Genomic DNA, 7,502 nt, shown 5'->3' with positions numbered 1-7,502 from the left:
TACATAGGCCGTGTTCTCAGTAATTTTGTGACCCCAAGCGATCGCTCGTATTTACGGGCGATCGCTTTGCTGTGTCTGGATGTTGGTGCTGCGATTCACCACAGCATTTATATTGACTAGAGGGAACGCTTCAAACTGTAAAGAATTGATCATGCGTTTTGAGCATTTCAGCGTCAAAATCTAAAGGATTTTCCGCACCTCAACGATTTCGTCAACCCATGTGAAGACCCATGAAGCAGCCAATGCAAAAGTTAAAGTTAAGAATCGTGGTCACTGAGGGCCCGCTTGCGCAACCATAACGAGCAACAGGATCTGATTGAAAATCACCATACCGGCAATGTCTCAGCAGCTCATGTCTCAGATGTTGCGGCGTTTGGCTCCACCCGTCCCACCACGGCCAAAAGGACAAAAAAACAAGGGGTGGCATGGGTTAGTTCTGGGGTTCACCTGGTTCATGGTGGGCTGCACGCCAACCGTTGCGATCGGGGAGTTAAAACAACAACCGGCTGCGTCGCTCAATGGGCGATCGGTCTATATCCAAGGCAAAGCCGTCGAACGAGTGCCCCTGCTCGACGGCCGCATTTACCGAATTGAAGATCCAACGGGCTGGATTTGGGTGCTGTCGCAGGGCGATCGAACCGAGCTTGAGCTAGGGCAAGTGGTGAAGCTCAGGGCCTCGCTTCGCTATCAACCGATCCAAGTGGGACAGCAGGAGATGGGCGAAATTTACGCGATCGAGGAGCCTTAAATTAGCCATGCGTTCATCAGACCCCAGCCCAAGCCCCAGATCCCAATCAGGATCTGAGTCAAACGGGGACAGTTCATCCCCAGATGCTGAAGCAGGAACGGGATCAGGAATGGAAGCGGTGGCCCTTGCTTTGCTCTATCCTCCCTCGCGCGATCGATTCCTGTTGCAACTGCGGGATGATTTTCCCCACATTCTCTATCCCGGTCACTGGGGCCTATTTGGCGGACACCTGGAGGCCGACGAAGCGCCCGCAGCGGGTCTGCGGCGGGAACTGCAAGAGGAAATTGGCTTTGTGCCGCCCCGGTTAAGTCCGTTTCGATCGACCCTGCAAGACAGCGGCCGCCAACATTTTTTCTTTCACGGATTGCTTACCGTGCCGCTCACGGAGTTGGAATTAAACGAAGGGCAGGATTTGGCTTGGGGCACGATCACCGACTTGGAAGCGGGAGAATGTTGGTCGCCCCGTTTGCAACAGATGCGCCCGATCGGCACACCCCATCGATCGATCCTGTTGGCCCTGCATCAAGACCCAGCTCTCTGGCTCGATGAATAGGGAAAATTGAGGCAGCCGATCATCACTGATCATTATTGGCCGTCCATCATTGGCCGTCCATCTTGACGGCGTTCACATCCACCGTAGAGTCAGCCACCGTGGCCGCCGGAGCGGACTTCACCGTGGGGCGATTTTTAAACCACTCGATCGCGATTTGCGACAGCTCTGCAATCAGCAAGGTCACGATCGCCAAATCATCCAGTTGGCCCGCGATCGGCAGAAAGTCCGGCGCAATATCGATCGGGCTAAGGAGATACACCAGCGTGCCCGCCACAATCCAGAGGCGATATTTCGGGTTCCGAATCGTGTCGCGATACCAACCGTAAAGGGCGCTGGGGGAGATATTCATGGCGCTATCCTGCCGCGTGATTGCCTCTCATCTTGACAGGGGCGATCGGGCAGCGTCGAGGGTGACGACCCCACCGCTCGATCGCGAAACCCGCACCCCTTAGCCAGTTCAGCAATTGCCCCCCGATCGCCCCCTAAACCGCATGGGCGCGATACCAGTCGATCGTTTGGCGCAGCCCATCCTCAAAACTCGTTTGCGCCTCAAACCCAAACAGTTCCTTCGCCCGCGTTGTGTCCAAACAGCGGCGCGGTTGGCCGTTGGGTTTGTCCGTTTCCCAAACCAACTCCCCATCGTAGCCCATCAGTTTGCAAATCAGCTCAATCAAATCGCGAATCGAAATTTCCCGACCCGTTCCCAAATTTACTGGCTCCGAGCTGTTCAGTAAATGCGCCCCCAAAACAATGCCCGCCGCCGCATCGGTGGAATACAAAAACTCCCGCGTGGGACTGCCATCGCCCCAAACCGGAATCTGTCGATCGCCCCGTTGTTGTGCCTCATGCACCTTACGAATCAGCGCTGGAATTACATGGGAGCTACCCGGATCGAAATTGTCTTCTGGCCCATACAAATTCACCGGCAATAGATAAATGCCATTGAAGCCATACTGATCTCGATAGGCCTGAAGTTGCACCAACAGCGCCTTTTTCGCCACCCCGTAGGGCGCATTGGTTTCCTCGGGATAGCCCTCCCAAAGATCAGACTCCTTAAACGGCACGGGCGTGAATTTGGGATAGGCGCAAATCGTTCCCACACAAACAAACTTCTCCACTCCCGCTTGATAGGCCGCATGGATCAATTGCGTACCCATCATCAAATTGTCGTAAAACAGCTCGGCCGGTTTTTCGCGGTTCAGGCCAATGCCGCCCACGTGGGCCGCCAGGTGAATCACCACCTGCTGACCTGCCACAGCCGTCTCACAGGCCGCCCATTGCCGCAAGTCGCACTCGCGCGATCGGGGAATCGTAATTTTTTCAGGATTCGCCCCCGCCGCCACCAACTGTTGCACCACCTGCTTGCCCAGAAAGCCCGCGCCGCCGGTCACCAAAATGGTCTTATTACTCAAGTCGATCGGGGTGTTGCTCATGCTGTTCACCTGCTGTTCACCTTAAAAACGTGGGGAAAATCGGGGTCGAAACTGGCTGCAAATTAGGGTTGCCAAGGCGCGATCGTCCTCGGTTTCTGATTTTTCCGGCCCCGCGACCAATGCGGAACACCCAGAAAACCCCATTTTGGAACAGCCCCACCCCATCCGACACCTGCCTTCACCGGCTTACTCGATTGGACAAGCAATCGGCAATCCACCCTCAGTAATTCGTCAGTTCGTCCAAAAACAGCCCACCAAGCGCACTTTTTGAAACCTGACCCGAAAATTAGAGTTTTGTTTTGGTGTTTTGGTAATTTGATTAACAACCAAATAGTTATTTAGCTATATTAAGAGATGTATATCTAACCGGACTCATCATCATGGATCACAGTCTGCCGCTTAATTTTGATCCGCCGCTTGATCCTCCTTCCCCCTCCCGGCGGCGTTTTCTGAACTTCCTCACTGGCGCTGCTGTGGCCACCACGGCCAGTTCCGTGCTCTATCCCGCCGGCCAGTTCCTGATTCCGCCTCGCGAAAGCCTGGGCGACAACGGTAGTGTTTTGGCCAAAGACAGCTTGGGGAACCTGATTCCAGCGGCACAAATCTTGGCAGAGCCACCGGGGAGCCGGGCCCTGGTGGCTGGGTTGGCCGGGGAGCCAACTTATTTGGTGGTGAACGCAGCCCAACAGCTCGACCCGATCGGACTGGTCAACTCCTGCACACACCTAGGCTGCACCTTCCCCTGGAATCCCAATGATTTAGAGTTCCAATGTCCCTGCCACGGCTCTCGGTATGCGGCCGATGGCAGCGTATTGCGCGGGCCGGCTCCCTTGCCTCTCAAAATTGTGCAAGTGACTATTTTGGGTGACCACATCGCTCTCACCCCCTGGACTGAAGCTGACCCGCGCACTGACGAAAAGCCCTGGTGGATCTAGCGTCTTCTCAAAGTCGAGCACCGGTTCACCTAAAATTTTGCTGCGATGGTTCAACTCCATTCCCAGCAAAGGGCCAAACTTCGATCGCTATCCGGTCACCATGGGTCACGAATTTTTCTTGATCGGCCTTGATAAATCTTGATAGATCCTGATTGATTTTGATCGCCATTGGCTGAGGGGGATGCTCACCCCGGCTCATCCCCTCGGCATTGGTCTGGATCGATATTGGCCTGGGTCGATCGCGCTTGATTGTTTTGATTGAAACGTCCTGTTCCTGCCCTTTGAAAACTCTCTCCCATCACCATGTGGCCCAGCGCAATTACTGCTTATTTCCATTACCTCAGCTTCATGTTGGCCTTTGGGGCTGTGGCCGTGGAACTGCTGACTCTCAAAAAAGAACTCTCGATCGCAGAAGCTTGGCGAATTCTGATTGCTGATGTGATCTATGGCATCTCCGCTTCTCTGGTTTTATTCACCGGAGTGTTGCGGGTTCTTTACTTTGGCAAAGGTGCGGACTATTACCTTGGCAACCCCATTTTCTATACCAAAGTTGGCCTATTTCTCTTGGTCGGGGCTTTGTCGATTTATCCAACCATTTCCTTTGTGTCTTGGATTGGCAGTTTGCGGGCAGGCAAGGTTCCCCAACTGGGTCAAACACAATTTCAGTGGCTCTCTTGGCTAATTCGGATTGAGCTGGTGGGCTGGATCAGTCTTCCGTTGTTGGCGGCGCTCCTGGCCCGCAGCGCGTAATCCTCAGTGCCTAGCTCGCCATGCTTCAGGGAGGGTCTCGTTAGTATCTCGTTGAATATCGCGATCAATCGCGATCAAATGCCTCAAGGATTGCGATCGGGTTGTGATCGCCCATGCAAGTCTGATTGGGGGCCATTTAACGGCTATTGGGTAGCTATCTTGTTGATGGCAATCTCAATTTTTGGTTAACCCCCTTTGAAGAAATTTGGCCGCTGGCTGGTCTTGGGACTCGTCCTCGCTTTTTTGCTGAAAACACTGCTCGATCGGGCGGCGGAAGTCGCCACCTTGCGGTTAACGGCCCAAGGGTGGGGCTGGCTGGCCCTGTCGCTGGGGCTGACGGCGGCAGCGCACTTGTGGTCAGCGGTGGTATGGGGCTGGCTGTTGCAGGCCTTTGGGCGATCGGCCCCGCGTGGCTGGGTAATGCGCACCTATCTGGTGACCAATGTGGCCAAGTATTTGCCGGGGAATGTTTGGCATTTCTACGGTCGAATTCGGGCGGCGGGCCGAGTGGGCGTGGCTTGGCCAGTGGCGGCGGCCAGTGTGTTGCTGGAGCCGTTGCTGATGGCGGTGGCGGCTTTGCTGCTGGGGGTTTTGGCGAGCGATCGAGCTTGGTGGGGAGTGCAATTAGCCCTGGCGATCGGAGTGCTGGCGGCAGTACATCCCCGCATTTTGAATCCCCTGCTGCAACGGTTGGGTCGCCGCAAACTGCAAACCACCGACAGTAGCCCCCATCACCAACCGGCCCAACTGAGCCAATACCCGATCGGGCCGTTGTTGGGGGAAACGGGCTTTTTGTTGTGGCGGGGCGCGGGCTTTTTGGCAGCTCTGGCGGCCTTTAGTGCCATTAATCCTCTGGATTTGCCTCGGTTGGCCAGTGGGTTTGGGTTGGCCTGGTTGTTGGGATTGGTCGTGCCCGGTGCGCCCGGCGGGGTTGGGGTTTTTGAAGCGGCGGCGATCGCCCTGTTAGGGTCGATCGTCAATCCAGCGGCTTTGTTGGCCAGCGTGGCCAGCTATCGATTGGTGAGTGTGCTGGCGGAAACCGGCTTGGGCGGCTTGGCCTGGTGGTTAACGCCTCCTGCCGAACAAATTTGGACTGGGGAATCTGCATCTCGGGAATCGGAAGCTTCTGAGATTGCTGATTGACTGACAAAACACTCAAATGTCCGGTTCTCCGGTAGTTCTCCGGTAGGGTCGGTTGAGTTTTGCGAAGCCCAATTTGATCGCCACAAACCTTGCTGTTGTTGGGTTTCGCACCTCAACCCAACCTACTAGCTACTAGCGCGACTGCCTTAACTTGCCGGGTCAAATTACATGACTGTTACCGCCACCTGATCGTTAAGCAGCAAGATGCTCAAACCCCTTGTTACCACGACTGACTGCGCAACTTTAACCCAATACATTAAGCCTGTCACACTAATACAAGATGGTCGTTGATCGGCCGATCTTGAGAACAGGGGTTTTCGTGAAAGCGGTTAACCAACGGTCTACAGTTTCCCGCACAGGGGCCCAGCCGCCGGGTGGTAGGATAGCGGGGGTTTTGCGGACAGGGGTTCATGGCGGGCGCAATCGACAATTTGCGACTAGCAGCGGCAGTGATGGCCGCCCGGGCGATCGCCCTAGCCGTGCGGTTGCTGCGGCGCGGGGCCGGGAGTGTGTTGCCCGGCAGCATTGCCCGCAAGATTCAGCCCAATGCCTTGGCTCTGTTGGCAGCTCAAGTGAAACAGGGCGCAATTTTGGTGGCCGGAACCAACGGCAAAACCACCACGGCCCTGCTGCTGCGAAGCATCTTAGAAAACCAGGGCTATCGGGTGACCCACAACGCCACAGGGGCCAATCTGGAAAATGGTCTGACGGCGGCTTTGCTGGCGGATGCTAATTGGCTGGGGCGGCTTGATCGGGACTTTGCGATCTTGGAAGTGGATGAAAATGTCCTGCCCAAGGTGCTACCGCAAATTCGGCCGCGGATCCTGTTGGCGATGAATTTGTTTCGTGACCAGCTCGATCGCTATGGCGAGGTGGACACGATTGCTCGCCGCTGGGAACGGGCGATCGCCCCGCTCTCCCATACGATCGCTGTGTTGAGCGCCGATGACCCCACCCTCTGCCACTTTGGGCAACAACTGGAAGCCCAGTGGGAAGATTTAGCCCGAGTTCGCTACTTTGGCCTCAGTGAACCGGAACGCTTTTTACCGGAAATTCCCCACGCCGTTGATTCCATTTATTGCCCCAACTGTGGTCATTCTTTGACCTATGAGGGCGTTTATCTATCCCATTTGGGCGATTATCACTGCCCCAGTTGCGGTTTTGCGCGATCGCGCCCGTTGCTGAATAGCCGTGACTGGCCGCAATTATTGGTGGGCATCTATAACCAATACAACGCCATGGCCGCCGCCACTACCGCCCAAGCCCTGGGCATTGGGGAAGCACCCATTCAAGCGGCCATTCGCAATTTCCAAGCGGCTTTTGGCCGGGCAGAATCCCTGACGGTGCAGGGAAAATCGGTGCAAATTTTGCTCTCCAAAAACCCGGTGGGAACCAACGAAACCCTACGAACGGTGGTGGAACTGACGAGCGATCGACCCTTTCCGCCCACGGTGTTGCTGGTGCTGAACGATCGCACACCGGACGGAACCGATGTGTCTTGGATTTGGGACGCGGACACGGAAGGGCTGGTGGCGACGGGGGCCACACTGGTGGTCAGTGGCGATCGAGCCTATGACATGGCCCTGCGGTTGGCCTACAGCGATCCCGATCGCCCCGCCGGGCCCGCCACCCTGTCGGTGGAAACCAACCTCAAGGCAGCGATCCAAAACGCCCTCGATCGACTGCCTGACGGCGAAACCCTCTACGTCCTGCCCACCTATTCCGCCATGCTGGAAGTTCGAGAAATTCTCACGGGTCGCGGCATTCTTTAAGTCTTGAGAAAGTTAAGTCTTGAGAAAGTCTTTGGGGACTTCATTAGACCTCTTGCACGAATAGAATAGCGGTGTAGAAAGTCGCTGTCACCACCCTCGGGAGATGCTCTACGAAAGCCTCGCCTCGCTACCCCCATCACAGTTCCGCCGTGCCTGTGGCTTTAGTCG

General features: G+C 55.8%; 8 protein-coding genes. 6 read left to right on the top strand and 2 right to left on the bottom strand.

Annotated elements, in window-relative coordinates:
* Positions 1-352: 352 nt before the first annotated feature.
* Both VPK24_RS12735 and VPK24_RS12730 read left to right on the top strand, forming a co-directional pair.
* A complete protein-coding gene (locus VPK24_RS12735; RefSeq protein WP_393013876.1) occupies positions 353-748 on the top strand; it encodes a hypothetical protein in 396 nt (131 codons plus the stop codon).
* Positions 749-866: 118 nt separating this feature from the next.
* Positions 867-1,301, top strand: a complete 435-nt coding sequence (locus VPK24_RS12730; RefSeq protein WP_393013875.1) for an NUDIX hydrolase — start codon at positions 867-869, stop codon at positions 1,299-1,301.
* Between the two features lie 46 nt (positions 1,302-1,347).
* On the opposite strand, the gene VPK24_RS12725 is transcribed toward VPK24_RS12730, so the two are convergent.
* Positions 1,348-1,650 (bottom strand): YkvA family protein, encoded by a 303-nt coding sequence (locus VPK24_RS12725; RefSeq protein ID WP_099531504.1) that lies wholly within the window; start codon positions 1,648-1,650, stop codon positions 1,348-1,350.
* Positions 1,651-1,783: 133 nt separating this feature from the next.
* Positions 1,784-2,734 (bottom strand): GDP-L-fucose synthase family protein, encoded by a 951-nt coding sequence (locus VPK24_RS12720; protein ID WP_393013874.1) that lies wholly within the window; start codon positions 2,732-2,734, stop codon positions 1,784-1,786.
* A 380-nt stretch (positions 2,735-3,114) separates the two neighbouring features.
* On the opposite strand from VPK24_RS12720, the gene petC reads away from it, so the two are divergent.
* The 4 genes from petC to VPK24_RS12700 all read left to right on the top strand — a co-directional run bounded on the left by petC (position 3,115) and on the right by VPK24_RS12700 (position 7,334).
* Positions 3,115-3,669: a cytochrome b6-f complex iron-sulfur subunit gene (gene petC, locus VPK24_RS12715; protein ID WP_393013872.1), complete on the top strand. Its 555-nt coding sequence runs from the start codon at positions 3,115-3,117 to the stop codon at positions 3,667-3,669.
* A gap of 303 nt (positions 3,670-3,972) precedes the next feature.
* On the top strand, positions 3,973-4,419 hold the full coding sequence (locus tag VPK24_RS12710; RefSeq protein WP_393013870.1) for a DUF2214 family protein: 447 nt from the start codon (positions 3,973-3,975) through the stop codon (positions 4,417-4,419).
* A gap of 195 nt (positions 4,420-4,614) precedes the next feature.
* Positions 4,615-5,562, top strand: coding sequence for a lysylphosphatidylglycerol synthase transmembrane domain-containing protein (locus VPK24_RS12705; protein ID WP_393013868.1), 948 nt, complete (start codon positions 4,615-4,617; stop codon positions 5,560-5,562).
* Between the two features lie 410 nt (positions 5,563-5,972).
* Positions 5,973-7,334, top strand: a complete 1,362-nt coding sequence (locus VPK24_RS12700; RefSeq protein ID WP_393013866.1) for a Mur ligase family protein — start codon at positions 5,973-5,975, stop codon at positions 7,332-7,334.
* The last annotated feature ends 168 nt before the right edge of the window (positions 7,335-7,502 follow it).

Source organism: Limnothrix redekei LRLZ20PSL1 (genome assembly GCF_043235035.1).
Classification (GTDB): Bacteria; Cyanobacteriota; Cyanobacteriia; order CACIAM-69d; family CACIAM-69d; genus CACIAM-69d.
The sequence above is the reverse complement of the archived record's forward strand: the minus strand, read 5'-3'. Positions and strand labels throughout refer to the sequence as shown.

Excerpts from the sequence above, each read along its gene's own strand:
- VPK24_RS12725 (WP_099531504.1), bottom strand. The coding sequence starts at position 1,650 with ATGAATATCTCCCCCAGCGCCCTTTACGGTTGGTATCGCGACACGATT.
- VPK24_RS12735 (WP_393013876.1), top strand. The coding sequence starts at position 353 with ATGTCTCAGATGTTGCGGCGTTTGGCTCCACCCGTCCCACCACGGCCA.
- VPK24_RS12720 (WP_393013874.1), bottom strand. The coding sequence starts at position 2,734 with ATGAGCAACACCCCGATCGACTTGAGTAATAAGACCATTTTGGTGACC.
- VPK24_RS12700 (WP_393013866.1), top strand. The coding sequence starts at position 5,973 with ATGGCGGGCGCAATCGACAATTTGCGACTAGCAGCGGCAGTGATGGCC.
- petC (WP_393013872.1), top strand. The coding sequence starts at position 3,115 with ATGGATCACAGTCTGCCGCTTAATTTTGATCCGCCGCTTGATCCTCCT.
- VPK24_RS12710 (WP_393013870.1), top strand. The coding sequence starts at position 3,973 with ATGTGGCCCAGCGCAATTACTGCTTATTTCCATTACCTCAGCTTCATG.